A 19,542-nucleotide genomic window follows, 5' to 3' on the forward strand; every position below is an offset into this window, starting at 1 on the left:
AGCGTCATTCGTGTCCTGCAGATCATCAGAAATCTCCCGATTTCTAAATATTATAAATATTCAGAAATTTAGTTTACAGAGTATTGAAACTATTTGTTATTAAAATATGAAAGGCTTAGGGATAATTCTCTTAAGCCTTTTTTATGCTTTTATACAATCTGATTAATAAGACAAAATGAAAAGCATTATAACAGTTCAATTGATCTTATAAAATCAGAGGTAATGTCCTCAATCTCTGTCCATTTGATCAATACTTCATGCGGACAATTTTTACCCTTACATCGATTGTAATCTAACGGGAATAACAACCCATCTTTATTGATACAAAAAATGCTGTAGCTTTCTTTTTTGACTTTACCACCACTCCCTACTTTTTCTTTGATAAGCTGATGTAATCTTGTTTTATAATCAGACTCAGGAAGGAACAAATCGTTGAGTTGGATATTTCTTTTATGGATATAATCATAATTGTATGTCAATTTGATATTTCTGACATCTTCCAAACCATTATAATACGTCTCTTTTGCGAAGGCAATACTCAATATACCATGTTCTTGGAAGTGAACTCGGTAATCTAAGTTTAAAAAACTTAGACCTATAGCCCCCTTCTCATTTTTGGTATGATACATCTTTTTCATAAAATCAGAAATAGCAAAAGCCATGATACTTTGGATATCAATGTTGATTTTATGTTCTATATCAAACTTATCCTTGTAGTGAACAAAAGGATAGCTGATATTGAGTTCATAGTGAAGAGAAGAGTTCAATTTATTAAAGCCCTGCTTCTCAATTTCAAGTGCACTGAGAGGAAGGGTGGTATTCAGTACATTTGTAGGAATCTGAAAAGATGTACTGATAAAAAGAACTAAAAAAATAGTAATAAGCCTCATATACTTTATTATCTACTTTTTAAACCTAGTAAACAATAAGATTATTGTATGGGAAATAAAGATTTATTCAAAGTTAGGGAGAATTATTTTATCAAATGCACTTTCCTGCTCCATTAACGTTTCAATTTCTGAAATAGTTCTAGGAGCAGAAGCCGATAAGTTGACCGGCCCATCTTCTGTAATTAAGATATCATCTTCAATTCTGATACCTATTCCCCACCATTTTTCATCACACTCACTCTGCTCTGGGATGTAAATGCCTGGTTCAACCGTTACAACCATATTCGGTAAAAGCGTTTTATAATGTCCTTTGTCATGTACATCTAACCCAATGTGATGCATTAAACCATGTGGGAAGTACCGAGCATAGTCTTCAGGAAATTCTATAATTTTCAGTTTCGTCAAACCTTTTCCAATAATCTCAGTGGCAACTTCATATACTTCTTCAAAGGTTTTACCTGCTTGACAGGCTTCAATTGCTTTTGTTTGTGCTTCGAGTACAATGTTATAAAGCAGCTTTTGTTCTTTTGTGAAAGTACCGTTTACCGGAATCGTCCTTGTAACATCTGCAGTGTAGCCTCTATATTCAGCACCACAATCCATTAATATCAACTCTCCATCTTCCATTTTAGGCTTATTATTGGAGATATAATGCAACATGCAGGCATTTTCTCCCGCTCCAACAATACTGGGGTAGCCTTCGTATTCTGCACCGTATTTTTTATAGACAAATTCATGAATCCCTTGAATCTCGGTCTCAGACATTCCGGGCTTTATGGCTTTCATGACTTCTTTTTGACCAACACATGATATAAAAACGGCTTTCTTCAATAATTTTATTTCCTCTTCTTGCTTGATTTGTCTCAAGTCTTTCATCAAACTATCCAAGACTCTTATTTGAATATTGGTGGTAGTAAGACTTTCTCCCACAGAAACCCTTTGTTCTGGAGATGGGGCGGTGAGAAATGAAATTATATTTTGATCTAATCTTAAAACTGCTGCATCTACCAATTCACCACCAATGATTTGAGCAATATCGGCTTGATCTTGAAGCGTTACTTCTCTCATCATATTATATAAGTCCTCAGTAGCAGTATTGAGGTAGGTAGGATACTGACTTTTCTTTTTGAAGATTTTTATAAAGTCGAAAAGCTCATAAGGATCATAAATATTGTCGCGTAAATCTCTTGGAGGATCGAAAGTAAGTACATGCTGAAAGCTTTGAAAGTCAATTTCAATTTTTCTAAACTCTTGATTAGACCTTACATTTTGAAACCCCAATTGTTCATAAACACCTTGTACACCCAAACGACCACCATTCCACATTTCATCATAATCATCTTTGGGTTGTACGTAAATAAGGTCAGTACACGTCTCTCCATTCTCCAATGTGAAAGGGGTTTTGAAAATGATCAATACTGCGTTAGGTTCCCTGTAACCAGTCAAGTAAAAAAAATCAGGATCTTGATGATAGATGTAGTTCACATCATTGGCTCTATTACGTACAGGATTGGCAAAAAATATTGCTACACTATTGTCAGGCATTTTTGCCCGAAGACTATCTCTTCTACTTTGATGAAAAGTTTTAGAAGTGTAATCCGTTGGCTTGAATTTATATTGAGCAAAACTGTGATGACAAAGTGTAAAAAATGATAGGAGTAGTACAATTTTTTTCATGATTTAAAACTACCCTTTGTCGATGAATTATGGAATGTTTTTCATCATCAATTCTCTTTTTTGTTAAAAAATAAGTGTGTTTTGAACATTTTTTTAATAAATATTTGCTTTTGAAATTTAATCGCCGTAAAATTGGTCAACCAGTTTATGGTAGAGCAGTTGAAACACTACCAAAGCAAGGTTAAAAAACGAAATGACTTATTCAATAAATTAATTTAGGTAGAAAAACGAACTATTATAGCACTCTTTGATCATTGTCTACAAAAGCCTACTAAAATGTAGAAAACAAGTATTTTAAGGCTTATTTTGATGATTTTTAAAATAAAATTGTCTTTTGATTTGGAAGTGAAATGTAAATGTTTGTAAATTGGTCTACCAGTTTATAAGTAAAACGAAAATGGAGCAGACAGTATTCAATACATTCAAAAAAATTCAAATTGAAAAGCCTGTTGATAAAATCATCAAGCAGATCAAGACATTAATATCTTCAGGTCAATTGAAGCCAGGTGATAAATTACCATCTGAAAGAAAATTGAGCGAACATTTTGGAATCGGACGTACACACGTTAGAGATGCTATTAGAAAATTAGAATTTTATGGCATTCTAAAAACGCTACCTCAAAGTGGCACTGTAGTGGCAGGTTTTGGCATTACAGCTTTGGAAGGTCTAATTACCGATGTTCTTGATTTAGAAGGAAATGACTTTAAATCATTAGTGGAGACTAGGGTGATTTTGGAACAGAATACAGCCCGTTTTGCAGCAATGCGTCGTGATGAAAAAGATATTGTTTCTATATCAAGTGCATTAGCAGCCTATGAAAAAGCGGTAAAAGAAGGAAATGATACAGTGGAACACGACTTAATGTTCCATCTTAAAATTGCGGAAGCAAGTAAAAACAATGTTTTGAAGTCGTTGATGTTGATTGTAGCACCAGACATCATCACTTTCTTTAAAGAAAATGATATCTGTACAGGGACAAAACCTTCAAAAGCATTGGAAGAACACTATGAAATCTTAGAACATATTTCCAACAGAGAGCCTGAAAAAGCAGAGTTGGCAATGTATAATCACTTAAAGGAAATTCTTGACACTAAACTTTAAAAATGCCTATGATATGAACAAAGACACAAAAAAAATGGATTAACAATATAAATAATGCTAATCCATGCAGGTTAAGATTTTCATAAGCAGGGTCATCGGCAAAATCATCCGCATTAGAAACATCTTAGGGTTCAAAGATAATATTTCAATTATGTAAACACAAATTTTTATCTAACCTACAACACAACCTGCATCCTAACTAATTATTAAAATTTTAAGCAAATAGATGAATGGCGTATGTATTTAACTTATCGTTAGCTACAATCGTGAAATAACATCTATCGCTATCTCTCTTATATGAAATAAAATGAATTATTTATCTAGAATATTACTAACTGTAATAAGTCTGATGGCTTTTTTATGCACTTCAGAAACTTATGCTCAGGAGGCTTACATGCTCAAAGGACAGGTCGTTGATCAAGAAGGAATGCCTCTTCCGGGTGTTACAATTGTGGTCAACGGTAATGAATCGGCAAAAGGTACAATTACCGATTTTGATGGTATTTATAAATTGATGGTTAAAACATCAGACGTTGTTACTTATTCTTTTATTGGATGTAAACCTAAAAGTGTCACTATTACTTCACAGACAGAATTGAACATTACTTTAGAAGAGGAAGCAAGTCAATTGGAAGAAATTGTGGTCGTAGGATATGGTGCTATACAGAAATCACACTTAACGGGTGCAGTATCAAAAGTAACGAGTGATAAAATGGACGAAATTCCAGCAGCTCGTTTAGATGACGCATTAGCAGGTCAAGTTTCGGGTGTAAATATTCAAATGACCAACCCTGCTGCAGGTGAAGCACCAACCATCCGTGTTCGTGGTGTGGGTTCAATTACATCATTCCCTAATCCGCTGATTGTAGTAGACGGAGTTGTAGTGGATCAAGATTATATGAGCACATTGGATATGAATGATGTGGAATCAATTGAGGTCTTAAAAGATGCCTCTTCTGCAGCAATCTATGGTTCAAGAGGTTCGAATGGTGTTATTTTGATCACCAACAAAAAAGGTAAAGAAGGAAAAGCAACATTTAATTACAATGGTTTCTTCGGTGTAAAGGAAGTTCCGGGGAACGATGTTTTAAAAACTGTTGGTGAATGGAATGCTTTTGTAAGAGAAAATAACGAGGGAGAGTTAACAGACAAGATGCGTTACATCAATGAGTTGGGAACGGAGACCGATTGGCAAGATGTAATCATGGATGGTGGTACAATCCAAAGTCACTCACTTTCAGCAAGAGGTGGTTCAGAAAAAACACAGTATTCAGCTTCAGGTAACTACCTCAAAGATGAAGGGGTGTTATTAACAGACAGCTATGAGAGAATCAATTTCCGTTTGAGTGTAGATACTAAAGTCAACAAGCGTTTGTCATTTGGTTTGAAATTAAACCCTTCATACAGTAATCAAAGAAGATTCCCAATTGGTGTACACGATGCCCTTCGTCAATCGCCTTGGTTGCCTCAATATGTGGATGAAAACAATGAGCAGTATATTAACCGTGAGCGTGAGTCAGGTCGTTGGGCAAATACTCAAATCGGTGATTATACCATGGAAAGAATGTTTGATGATTATGATTTAGATGCTGGAATGCCAGTAGAATCTGGGGGAACAGACATCAGTACAACGTCAAACGCATCACCGATTGCTAAGATTTTAGAAAGAGAGTATAGAAAATACCAAACAAAGCTTTTCACAAGCCTTTATTTAAAATATAAAATTGCTGATGGATTAAACTTCAGATCTACAGTAGGTGGCGATTACAAGAATACACGAAATCATCGCTATACAGGTGTAAAGGCAAGTAGAAACGAGGAGGCCGGTACTTCAGCATATGATAACACGGAAAATCAGTTTCATATTATAACAGAGCATACGTTGTCTTACAACAAGAGATTTGCAGATAAGCACTCTTTGAATGCAGTTGTTGGTTTTGCTTTTGAGTTCTGGGATAGAAATTACAGCTCAATTGAAGCCAATGGTTATAACTTTGATTACATCAATACAATTCCTGCCAACAATGTAACAGGAGCAGCCACTTCAGCTGATCAGAAGTCTTTGGTATCTTATTTAGGTCGTGTAAACTATGGTTATGAAGACAAATACTTTGTTACACTAAGTTTCAGAACGGATGGTAGTTCTAAGTTTGGTGAAAATAATAAATTTGGTGTATTCCCAGCAGCTTCAGTGGGTTGGAGAATATCAGAAGAGAATTTCCTAAGAGACAGTGAAATTATCAGTAACCTGAAAGTTAGAGCAAGTTATGGTGTAACTGGTAATGATGGTGATGATAGAATTGTAGGCCGTTATCCATCAATAGGTCTAGTAGAACCGGTAGGTGCAGTTTTCAACGGAAATACTTATACAGGTTTTAATCAGTCTACGTTATCAAATCCACAATTAAGATGGGAGAAATCAATTGAGATCAACCCAGGTATTGATGTAGGTTTCTTCCAAGACCGTTTCGGATTTAGTATTGACCTTTATAAGAAAAATAGCCAAGACTTATTATTGAACAGACCAATCCCGTCAGCTACTGGATTTAGTGATGCCATTGTCAACTTAGGTGAAGTTGAAAACAGAGGTATTGAGTTTGAATTAAGAACAACCAATATAGATAAAGGTGGTTTCAAATGGTCTACAACTGGTAACTTATCTTTAAATGAAAATAAGTTGGTAAGCATGGCTGGAGCTGATGGTTTGATCTCTATCGTAGATTCCAAAAGACCAGCAGAATGGATTGCAAAAGAAGGTCATCCGGTGTCATCGTTTTATGGTTATGTGGTAGAGAAAGAGATTCCATTGAACTACATCAAAAATCCTTTCTTCCCAATCAACGGTGAATCACAAGACATCTATGTAAAAGATTTGAATGGTGACGGTATTATTGATCCAGATGATAGAACAATATTAGGTTCTCCATATCCAAAAATGATTTGGTCAATATCGAATACTTTCAACTACAAAAACTTTGATTTGAGCATTATGTTCCAAGGTTCGCATGGTGCAAAAGTAAGAAACATGGACCCTCAGTATGTAAATAATCAGTTTAGCTCAAACCAAGATTATATTACAGATGAAGAAGACCCGAATTTCTTCCCAGATGCAGACAAAGTGGTACAAAGAATATTTACAGATGATATTGTTATGGATGCTTCTTATATCGCTTTACGTAATCTGAATATTGGATATACTCTACCGAAAGCTGCAATAAGCAAAGTAGGTATCAACAAGATGAGAATTTATGTTGCAGCACAAAACTTATTGTACATCATGGGGAATGACTATAGAGGCTATAACCCAGAAGGTATTAATCAAGGGTTGAATTCACCTTTAACTTACGGTTATCAGAGAGGTGCAGCACCAATCAACAGAACATTCTCAGCAGGCGTTAACTTATCATTCTAAGAAACATGAAAAAGAAATATTTAAATATTATCTCCGCTTTGATGTTAGGTGCAGCAACATTAACATCTTGTGAGAGCCAATTGGACCTTCAGCCTCTTTCAGCGATAGGGGATAATGGATTTTACCAAAACACTTCAGAAGTACAAGCGGCAACATTTGCGATGTATGATGGTCTTCAGAGTACAGTTTTGAGAGAATTTGCATTGACAGAAATGCGCTCTGATAACTCAAAATCAAAGAACAGTGAAGGAGAGTGGGCACAATTTGAGCACATGAACGTATCTCCTACAAATGGTACTTTATCAACGTATTGGATCGATTGTTACAATGTAATTTTCAGAGCGAATAAAGTACTTGCATCACTAGATGTGGTAACAGATGACGCTTCGAAAACAATTTTTGAAAGTGAAGCAAAATTTGTGAGAGCATTGATGTATTTCAATTTGTCCAGAGGTTTTGGTGATGTGCCGTTAGTAACCAAGGTTGTAGTACCTGGTGATTTGACAACTACTGAGCGAATAGCCACAACTACAGTGTACCAACAAATTGATCAGGATTTGACAGAAGCAATTGCGGGTCTTCCTGAGAGAGGAAGTATTGAAGAAGGAAGAGCAACAAAAGCGGCAGCACAAGCACTATTGGCAAAAGTGAAGTTGACAACGGGTGATTATGCAGGTGCAAAAAGCTTATTAGAAACTGTAATGAATAATGCTGATTATGGTCTTGAGGAAAATTACACAGATGTATTTTACACTGAATTAAATTCTGAAATTATCTTCGCTATTCAGTTTCTCAATGATAATGCTGAAGAATCACAAGACTTCTCTTATGAGTTCACAAAATTGGGTAAAAACAGTGGTTTGAATTATGTAACAGATGATTTTAAAGCCAATGTAGATGCAGCAGATACCGAAAGAACAGCCGTACTTTACAATCCAGAGGATGACAAAGAAAATGGTAAGTTTATCACTTCTTCATCGGATAACAGACTTTGTGGAAATGATTGGATTGTCTTAAGAATGGCAGATGTTTACTTGATGTACTCTGAAGCAATTTTAGCAGGTGGAGAAACAACTACTGATGCAGGAGCGGTAGACGCTTACAATATGGTCAGATCAAGAGCAGGAATGCCTACTTTAGACGCAGGAAGTACATTGACTAAGCAAGCTTTATTATTGGAAAGAAGAGTTGAGTTAGGCTTCGAAAATCATAGACTTTATGACTTGGTAAGATTTGGAGTAGCGGAAGAAGTAATGGGTGCATTTGCATCGGACAATGGATTCACATTCAACGGAACAAAATTATTACTTCCTATTCCTCAAAGAGAAATAGATACAAGTTACGGGTTATTAAAACAAAACCCTGGCTACTAATTCCATTAAAAGTAGTATTGGGAATAAGTATTAAATAAAGGGAAACGCACGTGAAATTTGAAACATTGTTCCCAACCTACTCTTAAATTTTTGAAGAACAATTCAATAAGCAAATCATGAAATCATTTTTAAAATATATAGGATTGGCAGGAGCTTTAAGTGCAGCATTATTTGCTTGTACTGAAGAATTGCCTGGTGTGGGGTCAATTGAGGATTTAACACCACCTTCAGCAGACTTTACTTACAAATCAAGTACAGAAAGTTTCAAAGAAATTTTATTCACTAATAACTCTATTTCAGCAGGAGAATTTGAATGGGATTTTGGTGATGGAAATGCTTCGGACGAAAGAAATCCAACACATACTTACCCAGGGGAAGGATCTTTCACTGTAAAACTAGTAGCAAGAGACGGTAACAACCTTACATCTGATACGACTATTACTGTAGAAGTGGTAGATGAGTTAGTTCCAGAGTTCCAATGTAAAAGTTTCGAATGTTCCGATAGAAGCGTTTGGGGTAGTTTCTCAGGTTCTGGGTCACCAACGCCTCCAGATGAATCTACAGGAGCGAAACTTGGAAATAGCTCTCAATACTTAGATCAGACGATCGCAGTAACAGGCGGAGTGACTTACAATGTGAGTTTCCATTATGTAAGTAAAAACAGCGGAACAAGTGCAGGGGCATTACTTTTAGAAGACCCTGACAATGAAATCAAATTTGTTGATGAAAACATTCCAATGACTGACAATTCTTCTGAATACGTATATATAAGTTACATTGTAGAGACCGCCAATAACACCTCACAATTAAGATTCAGTTTGAATTATGTTGATACTGAGGCAAGATTTGATTTAGTAGAAATTGCAAAAGTAGAGTAGGGGCAAATTCATATGTTTACCCGAATTACGACAGGTAAAAATGAACAGACAACAACCATCCAGTATCAACTGGATGGTACCTCTCAAATCATTCAAAGAAGCATAAATGAATTGATAATGAATACTTCAACTAAAATAAAACTACTCTTACCGCTCTTACTTTTTATGGCCTTGGTCTCTCACGGTCAGAAGCTAGTCAACGATGTGGCAGAACTAAAAGAAGCGATTAAAACAGCAAAATCAGGAGACATTATTCTAATGAAAAATGGCGTTTGGAAAGATGCCGAAATCAAATTTAAAGGAGAAGGAACCGAACAACAACCTATTATTTTAAAAGCAGAAACAAACGGAAGTGTATACTTAGAAGGACAGTCTTATATCGGTATTTCAGGAAAATACCTTCAAGTAGAAGGACTTACTTTCAGAAATGGCTATACACCTACCAATGCAGTAATTAGCTATAGAACAAGCAGTAAAGAATTGGCTTACCACTGTAGAGTGACGCAGTGTGTAGTAGAAAGCTACAGTAATCCAGAAAGATATGATGCAGACAAGTGGGTGGAAATGTATGGAAAAAACAACACCTTTGACCACAATGCATTAGTTGATAAACGCAACAAAGGGGTGACTTTTACAGTGCGATTAAATAGTGAGGAGAGCTTAGAAAATAACCATATTATTGAGTACAATTACTTTGGGAAAAGACAGAACTTAGGTTCAAACGGAGGTGAAACATTAAGAATTGGTACTAGTCACTACTCAAGAAAAAACTCTAATTCGATTGTCCGTAACAACTACTTCGAAGCATGTGATGGAGAATTAGAAATTATCTCAAACAAATCATGTGGTAACACTTATCAGAACAATGTTTTTGATGAATGCAAAGGTACGTTGACGATGCGTCATGGAGAAAGAACATTAGTGGAGAACAATTATTTCTTGGGAAATAGAAAACACAATACTGGAGGAATCAGAGTCATCAATGAGTATCAAACGGTAAAGAATAACTATTTAAGTGGATTGACGGGCTACCGTTTTAGAGGAGCATTAGTAGTGATGAATGGAGTGCCAAACTCGCCTTTGAACCGCTACAATCAAGTGGTAGGTGCAAAGATCACGAACAACATCATTATTGATAGCGATCACATTCAGTTGTGTGCGGGTAGTGATGATGAAAGATCAGCAACGCCAGTAGATTCTCATTTTGATCAAAATGTATTGATGACAAGTACAAACCCTCAACTTTTTACAGTGTATGATGATATTTCAGGGATTAGTTTTAATGGAAATTACATTAACCAAGAAGAAAATACACCAAAGGAAGAAGGGTTTAAAAAAGTAGAGTTTGAACTATCAGAAAATGAAAACGGTTTGATGGTTCCTTCAAAGAAAATCTTAAAGAAAATTGGTTTTGAGGGAGAGGTGAAATTACCAGTGGCGAAAGCAGAAGTTGGACCGTCTTATTATCAAAAAGATAAAAATAGATTAGGATTGAATGATGGAAAGGTCATTGAGGTTACACCAGGAATTAATACAGTCATTGATGCTTACAATCAATCTAAAGCAGGTGATGTGTTGCTATTGAAAGGAAGTCAAGAATACATTCTGACAAAGACCTTATTTGTAATGCATCCCATCACGATTAAAAGTGATGATCAAGCAGTATTAAAATCAGAAAAATCAGTTGCCATTCAAATCGAAAATGGAGGTGATTTAGAACTGAATAACTTATTGATTGATGCTTCAGACGCTCCAGATCAGTCTGGAAATGCAATTGTCAGTACGAGTAAATACTCTATGAACGATAACTACATTTTCAAGACGATTGATTGTTCAGTGAAGAGCTTAAACATCAACCATACTTTCAACTTCTTAAAGATTTATCCTTCCACAATGGCGGATACAATCCAAATTCAAAATACAAATTTTGAAGATGTAACGGGAGCAATTTTAGCCTTGGATAAAGAAGTGGATGACTTGGGAATGTATAACGCAGAGTACGTGATCATCGATCAATCCAACTTCAAAAACATCGGAAATACAATCGCTGATGTGTACAGAGGAGGAACGGATGAAAGTACTTTCGGACCTAACGTAAGTGTAACAAATTCTACATTCGAGGAGGTAGGAAAAGATAAAAGAAATAAGGAAATGTCTTCATTGACTTTCCATGGAGTACAGCATTTGGTCGTTGAAGATTGCCTTTGGAAAAAGAGTGCTCCACTGAAATTATTCTTGACCAACGGAGAGCCCATTTCCATCATCAAAGACTGCACATTTGATGAAACAGAAAAGGTGGTGGCGAACTCGGATCAATACAGTTTAGAAAACGTGAAAATGATCAATAAGTAATGTTGATGAAGAAATTATATACAGTAGTTTGCTTTATAATGTGTGTTTCAACTCTCTTCGCTCAGTCAGTAACACTGACTGAAGGAGAAGTTGAGGAGATCGTAGCGGTAGATAATCAAGGGAATCTATTTGGTGCATCACTTGTGCAAGCAGAAAAGGAATTAGCTCCTTATCTGGAAAGTGGTTTGGATGTTCCAACTCCCAAAGATCTAGCTGGAGGTTACACGCATACCCAACATAAAGTGAATTACTTTACAATGCAGAAGGCAGGGTTACTTTTCCAGATTACAGGAAAAGAAGCTTACGCTGAACTGATCAAAACAACTTTAGAGAAGTACTTGAAGCAATACCCGACTTGGGGGAGGCATCCTTCTGAAAAGTCATACGCAAGAGGGAAAATCTTCTGGCAATGTTTAAATGATGCCAATTGGTTGGTTTACACAAGTCAAGCTTACGGAAGTATATATAGTTGGTTAAGCGAAAAAGAGAAAAAGGGATTTAATGAAAAGCTTTTTGTACCGATGGCAAATTTCTTATCCATCGAAACACCTCACTTTTTTAACCGCTTACACAACCATAGTACTTGGGCCAATGCAGGTGTAGGGATGATTGGTTTGGTGATGCAAAATGAAGATTTAATTCAGAAAGCATTGTATGGATTGCCAATAGATACCAAAGCTGCTACGGACAACGATGGTGGAAGTATTCAAAAAGAAGGACAAACGAAAGCAGGTTTCTTGGCTCAAATCGATCACTCTTTTTCACCTGACGGTTATTACACGGAGGGTCCTTATTACCAACGTTATGCGATGTATCCTTTCTTGATTTTCGCTCTCTCATTGGAACATCAAAAGAAGGACTTAAAGATCTTTGAATACAGAGAAGGCGTATTGTTGAAAGCCATTGATGCATTATTGCAACAAACAGATGATGATGGAGAGTTCTTTCCATTAAATGACGCTCAAAAAGGAATGTCTTATTTCTCAAGAGAATTACAATTGTCACTGGCTTTAGGATATTATTATGGCAATCAAGATGAAGGTTTATTATCCCTGATTCAAAAGCAAAATAGAGTGCCGTTGACCTATTCTGGATGGAAATCAGCTATTGGTTTAGCCAAAGGAAAAGGAAAGAAATTTGATAAGCGATCAATCTATTTAAGTGATGGCCCTCAAGGTGAAAAGGGAGGAATCGGTGTTTTGAGAAGTCAGGAACATGAGCTAATCATGAAGTTCACTCAACACGGTATGGGACACGGACATTTCGATCGACTTTCTTACAGCTTGAATTATGATGGAAACGAGATTCTTCAAGATTACGGAGCTGCAAGATATGTCAACATTCATCAAAAAGATGGAGGTGGATATTTAAAAGAAAATAAAACGTGGGCGAAGCAGACCATTGCACATAACACGGTAGTAATCGACGGACAATCGCAGTTTGATGGAAAGGTAAAAGTAGCCGATCGAATTGCTCCAGACGAGTTTGTTTTTTCAGCAGATAATCAAAAAGTACAAGTGGTAAGTGCCAAAGAAAACAATGCGTATGAAGGCGTTGAACTCTTCAGAACATTGGCTTTGGTAACGAATGAGAGCTTTGAAAATCCATTGGTGATTGACCTTTACAATGTGAAGCTTTCTGAAGAGGCAGAAATCGAATTACCTTATCATTATCACGGTCAGTTTATGTCATCGAGCATAGATTTGACAAGGAATCAAACTTTAAGCCCACTGGGTGAAGAAGACGGTTATCAGCACTTATGGAAGGTAGCAGAAGGTGAAGCGGATCAAGATTACGAACAGATCAATTGGTTTGATAAGACACGTTTCTACACATTAAATGTAGCTTCAAATAAAGGAGATCAATTGATTATGGCAAGATTAGGTGCTAATGATCCCAACTTCAATTTGAGAAACGATCCTTGTTTTATTCTGAAAAGAAAAGGGCAAAAAGGGAATAACCTGATGGCTTCTGTACTAGAAACTCACGGTAGTTATTCTACGGTAACAGAAGCCTCAAGAAATTCATACGGGAATATAAATAGTGTAACAATTTCATTTCAGACGGACGAATATACAGCGGTAAGCTTTACTAACAAACAAGATGAAGAATGGACCTTCATCATTTCAACTATTGACAAATCAGGTCAAACAACACATGAGATTACGATCGAAGATAGAGAGTACAAATGGGGCGGTCCATTCGCCCTATTTCAAAATGATTTAAAACAGTAAAAACATAAAATATTAAGCAAGATGGAAGCATTAAAAGCAAGCAAAGAATTTTTATTTTCAAGCGAACTACCTTGGGAAGAAGTAGGACCAGGTTTGAAGCGTCAGATCATGGGTTACGATGATAAAATTCTGATGGCGAGAGTACTTTTTGAAAAAGGAGCAATTGGTACGGTACATGAGCATCACCATAGTCAAGCCACTTATGTAGTATCGGGTCAATTTGAATTACAGGTGGGTGATGAGAAGAAGGTAATCGGCCCTGGAGATGGATTTTACATTCCTCCTCACGTTGATCACGGTGCAGTTTGCTTAGAAGCAGGCGAGTTGATCGATGTATTTAGTCCTATTCGTGAAGACTTTTTCGATCAGAAATAATGGCTACGGGCATAAAATTACCTGAGGAGGAGATTAAAGGAAAAGTTTCCTCTTCAACCGGAGGTTTTAAGCTAAAAGGTCTCCGTTGGTGGATCATCGGTTTGGTATGTTTGGCAACAGTTATCAATTACATTGACCGTTTGGCAATGGCAATGATGTGGCCGGATATCGCCCAAGATCTGAACATGACAAAAAACGATTATGCATTAATCTTGAACGTCTTTATGATTGCTTATGCAATTGGACAGTCAGTTTCTGGAAAGATGTTTGATAAGATTGGGACGCGCTTAGGCTTTGTAGTTTCAATCACCGTTTGGGGTATCGCTACAATGCTTCACGCAGTGGCAAGAGGTGTGACTTCATTTGCAGGATTTAGAATAATGCTAGGAATGGGTGAAGCTGGTAACTGGCCGGGAGCAGCAAAGAATAATGCAGAGTGGTTTCCAGCGAAAGAAAGAGCTTTGGCACAAGGGATTTTCAATTCCGGAGCGGCATTAGGATCTGTCATCGCACCACCTTTGATTGCCATTGTTTGGGCGACTTACGGTTGGGAAAAGACGTTCTTATTCCTTGGTGGATTAGGTTTAGTATGGATCATCCCTTGGTTAATTATCAATAAAGGGATTCCTGCAAAACACCCGTGGATCACGAAAGCAGAAAAGGAGTTTATACAAGGTGATCAAGAGGAAAAGAAAGAAGATAAGCCGGGTTTAAGTATGAAAGCAATTCTTTCACAAAAGGCTTCATGGTCGGTACTAATGTCCCGTTTCTTTATCGAACCCATCTGGTGGTTATTCGTAGGTTGGATGCCATTATATCTTTCAGATACGTATGGATTCAATGTCAAAGAAATTGGTTACTTCGCATGGGTTCCATACGTAGGAGCAGCATTGGGAAGTGTATCAGGCGGTTATTTCTCTGGGAAATTGATGCAAGCAGGAGCATCGGTAGATCTAGCAAGAAAGAGAACCATTTTTATCGGTGGAATCATCATGTTTGTTGGACTATTGGCAACTATATTTTTGGCAGACAGTGCATTGAAATTTGTACTTATCGTAGCCATGGTATTGTATGGTTTCCAGTTTGTAATCAGCAACATTCAAACTATACCAAGCGATTTATTTACAGGTAAATCAGTAGGGTCATTGGCAGGACTTGGAGGTACGGTCGGCGTATTTTCGGTCATCATTATGAATTTTTTAGTACCAGTTATTTCAAGCTACTCTTACGTTCCCATCTTCGTGATGATCGCAGCGTTTGTACCATTAGGAGTAGGGTCGATCTATCTGTTTGCTAAAGAAATCAAATCAATTAATTAAAAATCAACCTCTCACTTATTCATTCTCAGTTATCAAGAGGTAGCTAATTTATTTCATTTCAGAATAAGTGAGAACAAACAAAATCATTATGTTATTAGAAAACAAAGTAGCCATCGTTACTGGCGGAGCAAGAGACATCGGAAAAGCAGTATCATTAAAATTAGCAAGTGAAGGAGCAAAAGTAGTGATCAACTATTTTGATAATGAAGCACAAGCAACTCAAACTTTAATAGAGATTAAGGCACTAGGTGGCGAAGCAATCATTTTACAAGGTGATATGACGAAGAAAGAAGACGTAGATAACGTAGTAGCTCAAACAAAAGCGGCTTACGGTGATCAAGTAGACATCTTAGTAAACGTAGCAGGTGGATTAGTAGCTAGAAAGAAAATCGACGAAATGGATCTTGATTTCTTCAACTTCGTGATCCAATTGAACTTAAATACAGCATTCTTAATGACACAAGCTGTAGCTCCATTAATGCCAAAAGGTAGCTCAATTGTCAACTTCGCATCACAAGCGGGTAAAGACGGTGGCGGACCAGGTGCAAGTGCTTACGCTACAGCAAAAGGTGCATTGATGACGTTCACGCGTTCAATGGCAAAAGAATTAGGACCAAAAGGTATCAGAGTGAACTCACTTTGCCCAGGTATGATTGCAACTACTTTCCATGATACATTTACAGCAACAGCAGTACGTGAAAAAGTAGCTGTTTCTACACCACTAGGTAGAGAAGGTAGAGCAGAAGAAGTAGCTGATTTCGTGACTTGTTTAGCTTCAGATCAGTCAACTTTTGTGACAGGTACAAATATCGATATCAACGGAGGATTAATGTTCTCATAATATGAAGAAGGTCGTAACATTTGGCGAATTACTTTACCGTTTTTCGCCAATGGGCAACCTTCGATTCTCTCAAGCCAACCAATACGAAGCAACTGTAGGAGGTGCTGAAGCCAACATCGCTATTTCTCTGGCACAGTACGGAAGTGAAGTGGAGTACGTGAGTATTGTTCCTGATAATGCATTGGGACAATTTGCAGTACGCGAAGTAAAAAAATGGGGTGCAGGAGTAGAAGGAGTCCAATTTGGAGGAGATAAAATGGGAATGTACTTCCTTGAAAAAGGAGGTTCTCTAAGAGGTGGAAATGTAATCTATGATCGTGCGGGAGCAAGTATCACTCATGTAGATGCAGATACGTTTGATTGGGATAAGATCCTTGAAGACGCCGATTGGTTTCACTGGTCTGGTATCACGCCAGCCTTATCAAAAGGTGCCGCTGCTGCTAACCTTGCAGCCGTAGAAACTGCCTTTAAAAAAGGAATTCCAGTTTCATGTGATTTAAATTATAGAAGCAAGCTTTGGAAGTATGGTGTAGATCCAAAACACATCATGCCTAAACTATTGGAAAACACAACAATCTGTTTAGCCAATGAAGAAGATGTTTCTAAATACTTAGGCATTGTTCCTCAGGAGTCTGATTACGAAGAAGTAGAAGGATTTGATAAGCGATGTTATAAGTTTATCAGTCGAGAAGTGATGAAAGCCTTTCCAAATTTGGATTATGTGATCACTACTTTAAGACAAACCATCAACGCTTCTCACAACAGATGGTCGGGTGTAAGTTATGATGGAGAAAACTTTGTAAAAGGCGAAGTACATGAAATTCCATCTATCATTGATAGAGTAGGAGGAGGAGATTCGTTTATGGCGGCTTATATCCATGGAAAAAGAAAATTTGTGGTAGACAAAGAAGCATTGGATTTTGCATTAGCCGCTTCCGCTTACAAGCTATCTATTCCAGGTGATTATAACATTGCCACAGAGGAAGAAGTATTCCAGATCATGGACAAAAACAGTATCAAAAAAATCAATCGATAAAATGGCAAGATTCAGTAGAATTGATGTAGCCTTGAGCATGAAAGAAGGTGGGATTGTTCCCGTCTTTTATCATGCCGATGCCACAGTGTGTTGGGAAGTGGTAAAAGCATGTTATAATGCAGGAATCCGAGTTTTCGAATTTACAAACCGAGGAGATAATGCCCACAAAGTTTTTGATGAGGTATTGAAGAAAGTGATCAAAGAAGCACCTGAAATGAAAATGGGTGTGGGTTCAATTGTCGATGACGTTACAGCCGGATTATATATTCAAAATGGAGCTGATTTTATCGTTTCACCACTGTTGAACCCAAGTATTGGAAAGGTTTGTAACCGAAGAAAAGTAGCTTGGATGCCAGGTTGTGGTTCTGTCACTGAGATTTCTTATGCAGAAGAATTAGGTGCTGAAGTCGTAAAGATTTTCCCAGGACTACAAGTGGGAGGACCTGAGTTTGTAAAAGGTGTCAAAGCACCAATGCCTTGGTCGAGCATTATGCCAACAGGTGGAGTACAACCTCAATTCGATGAATTAAAAAAATGGTTTGATGCAGGAGTGCATTGTGTGGGATTAGGCTCACAGTTGATGGATTCTAAAATGATTTCCTCAGGTAACTTCACTGCATTGGAAGAACATATTAAAAATGTCTATCAAATAGCTCAAGAAGCGATGGGCAGAGAAACTGTACTTGTATAATTTTGATAAAGCGATGAACAGACTTTTTACTTTAACACTACTTTCTTTCTTTTTTATTAATGCTCAATGCAAGTCGGATGCTGTTGAACCTTCCCAAGAAAATGAGGAAATCATTGACGAAGAAATAGATAATGATCTCACTGAGAAAGATACAACTGATACAACAAACGAAGACACAGTTATAGTCACTCCAGACTATGATCTTCCTTACGTTATACTCAATTTAAATAATTGGAAACTGAATGCGTTTGAGGGGGAATTAGATAATTTGGAGTACGTTGATAGGATATCTGATTTAGCCAATTATTCTAATGAATATTGGTTCTATTCTTCAGCTGAAAATTGGGTAACTTTTAAATGTTATGCAGGTTTTCCTACTTCTTCAGGTTCTGGGAATCCGCGTACAGAATTGAGGGAGTTAGAAGATGATGGAAAAACCAATAGTTATTGGGATGGAACAAAGGGTACTCATGAAATGGAGTGGGAGTTTAACGTAGAAAACTTACCAAGCTCAGGGAAATTATGTTTTGGGCAAATTCATGGACCTTCAGATTCTTATGATGACGTTATTAGAGTACAATTTCAAGGGGATAAAAACCAAAGTGAAGGAGATGTACGCTTAAAGATAATGGGATGGGTAACGGAAGAAAATGATGATAATGAAGGTGATTTTATTGATGGAGATTGGTCTTTGGATACCATTTATCGATTCCGATTAATTTTCGAAAATGAAAACTTGATTTTGTATTCAATTGTGAAAGAAGAACCTATAGAAATTTACCGTTTTGAAGGATGTGGAAGTACTGAAAACTACTTCAAAGCAGGACTTTATATGCAATCCATGCAAAACAAACCTTATAATTTGGAGGATTACGGACAAGTATCAATGTCATACTTGTCGGTTACTCATCAGTAATTTATTATACTGTTTCAAGTGTTAAGCGATAGCGTCACTTGGAACTGAACATTGGCGAAGTCTCCTGACTTCGAATATTGATAACAGATATTTTTCGAAGTCGGGAGACTTCGCCAAAATTTAATCACAAGTGACACCTACGGCTTAACACTTGCGATAGGAAAAAATATGTAGGGGTGTTGCATTGCAACGTCCAACGGACCACCATTTAAAAAAACACCAACAATTATCACACTTTTGATATAGTGAAACACTTTTTCATCAACTATAATTAAGGATCCTAACTAACATTACTAAGTACAAAGAAAAAGTAATCGGGTGTCTCTTGCACCATAGTTAAAACTATGGGCAGGTGGTATAGCAACCTATCCAAGACTAAAGTCTTGAAGGTTGATAACAGAGGCAACACTTTAGTGTTGTCGGAGTCAATATCACTAGCCCATGAC

14 protein-coding genes are annotated in these 19,542 nt (G+C 37.0%); 12 read left to right on the top strand and 2 right to left on the bottom strand.

All coding sequences use genetic code 11. From position 1 onward, the window contains the following. Window positions 1–185: 185 nt before the first annotated feature. Both IC221_RS16880 and IC221_RS16885 read right to left on the bottom strand, forming a co-directional pair. Window positions 186–890 carry a hypothetical protein gene (locus IC221_RS16880; protein ID WP_188170100.1) on the bottom strand — a complete coding sequence of 235 codons (705 nt, stop codon included), beginning with the start codon at window positions 888–890 and terminating at the stop codon, window positions 186–188. 63 nt (window positions 891–953) lie between these two features. Next, window positions 954–2,567 carry an aminopeptidase P family protein gene (locus tag IC221_RS16885; protein ID WP_188170101.1) on the bottom strand — a complete coding sequence of 538 codons (1,614 nt, stop codon included), beginning with the start codon at window positions 2,565–2,567 and terminating at the stop codon, window positions 954–956. 397 nt (window positions 2,568–2,964) lie between these two features. Here IC221_RS16885 and IC221_RS16890 point away from each other — a divergent pair, with 397 nt between their 5' ends. From IC221_RS16890 to IC221_RS16945, 12 genes are all read left to right on the top strand, one after another. Then, a complete protein-coding gene (locus tag IC221_RS16890) occupies window positions 2,965–3,669 on the top strand; it encodes a FadR/GntR family transcriptional regulator (RefSeq protein WP_044204787.1) in 705 nt (234 codons plus the stop codon). Window positions 3,670–4,018: 349 nt separating this feature from the next. Beyond that, the gene (locus tag IC221_RS16895) at window positions 4,019–7,081 is read left to right on the top strand and encodes a TonB-dependent receptor (protein WP_223241414.1); all 3,063 of its coding nucleotides are present in this window, start codon (window positions 4,019–4,021) and stop codon (window positions 7,079–7,081) included. Between the two features lie 5 nt (window positions 7,082–7,086). Then, window positions 7,087–8,454 (top strand): RagB/SusD family nutrient uptake outer membrane protein, encoded by a 1,368-nt coding sequence (locus IC221_RS16900; RefSeq protein ID WP_188170103.1) that lies wholly within the window; start codon window positions 7,087–7,089, stop codon window positions 8,452–8,454. 116 nt (window positions 8,455–8,570) lie between these two features. Next, on the top strand, window positions 8,571–9,332 hold the full coding sequence (locus tag IC221_RS16905; RefSeq protein WP_188170104.1) for a PKD domain-containing protein: 762 nt from the start codon (window positions 8,571–8,573) through the stop codon (window positions 9,330–9,332). 12 nt (window positions 9,333–9,344) lie between these two features. Continuing rightward, window positions 9,345–11,684 (top strand): polysaccharide lyase 6 family protein, encoded by a 2,340-nt coding sequence (locus tag IC221_RS16910; RefSeq protein ID WP_223241415.1) that lies wholly within the window; start codon window positions 9,345–9,347, stop codon window positions 11,682–11,684. Between the two features lie 5 nt (window positions 11,685–11,689). Beyond that, window positions 11,690–13,918 carry an alginate lyase family protein gene (locus IC221_RS16915; RefSeq protein WP_188170105.1) on the top strand — a complete coding sequence of 743 codons (2,229 nt, stop codon included), beginning with the start codon at window positions 11,690–11,692 and terminating at the stop codon, window positions 13,916–13,918. 21 nt (window positions 13,919–13,939) lie between these two features. Continuing rightward, window positions 13,940–14,293: a cupin domain-containing protein gene (locus IC221_RS16920; RefSeq protein ID WP_044204794.1), complete on the top strand. Its 354-nt coding sequence runs from the start codon at window positions 13,940–13,942 to the stop codon at window positions 14,291–14,293. Continuing rightward, window positions 14,293–15,612 (top strand): MFS transporter, encoded by a 1,320-nt coding sequence (locus IC221_RS16925; protein WP_188170106.1) that lies wholly within the window; start codon window positions 14,293–14,295, stop codon window positions 15,610–15,612. The genes IC221_RS16920 and IC221_RS16925 overlap by 1 nt, the downstream gene beginning before the upstream one ends. 88 nt (window positions 15,613–15,700) lie before the next feature. After that, on the top strand, window positions 15,701–16,453 hold the full coding sequence (locus IC221_RS16930; RefSeq protein WP_188170107.1) for an SDR family NAD(P)-dependent oxidoreductase: 753 nt from the start codon (window positions 15,701–15,703) through the stop codon (window positions 16,451–16,453). A 1-nt stretch (window position 16,454) separates the two neighbouring features. Beyond that, entirely contained in the window at window positions 16,455–17,489 is a 1,035-nt protein-coding gene (locus IC221_RS16935; RefSeq protein WP_188170108.1) for a sugar kinase, read from the top strand. A 1-nt stretch (window position 17,490) separates the two neighbouring features. Then, entirely contained in the window at window positions 17,491–18,180 is a 690-nt protein-coding gene (locus IC221_RS16940; protein ID WP_188170109.1) for a bifunctional 4-hydroxy-2-oxoglutarate aldolase/2-dehydro-3-deoxy-phosphogluconate aldolase, read from the top strand. Window positions 18,181–18,193: 13 nt separating this feature from the next. Then, entirely contained in the window at window positions 18,194–19,096 is a 903-nt protein-coding gene (locus tag IC221_RS16945) for a polysaccharide lyase family 7 protein (RefSeq protein ID WP_188170110.1), read from the top strand. Window positions 19,097–19,542: the final 446 nt, after the last annotated feature.

Origin of the sequence: Flammeovirga sp. EKP202 (assembly GCF_014534745.1) — a bacterium.
GTDB lineage: Bacteria > Bacteroidota > Bacteroidia > Cytophagales > Flammeovirgaceae > Flammeovirga.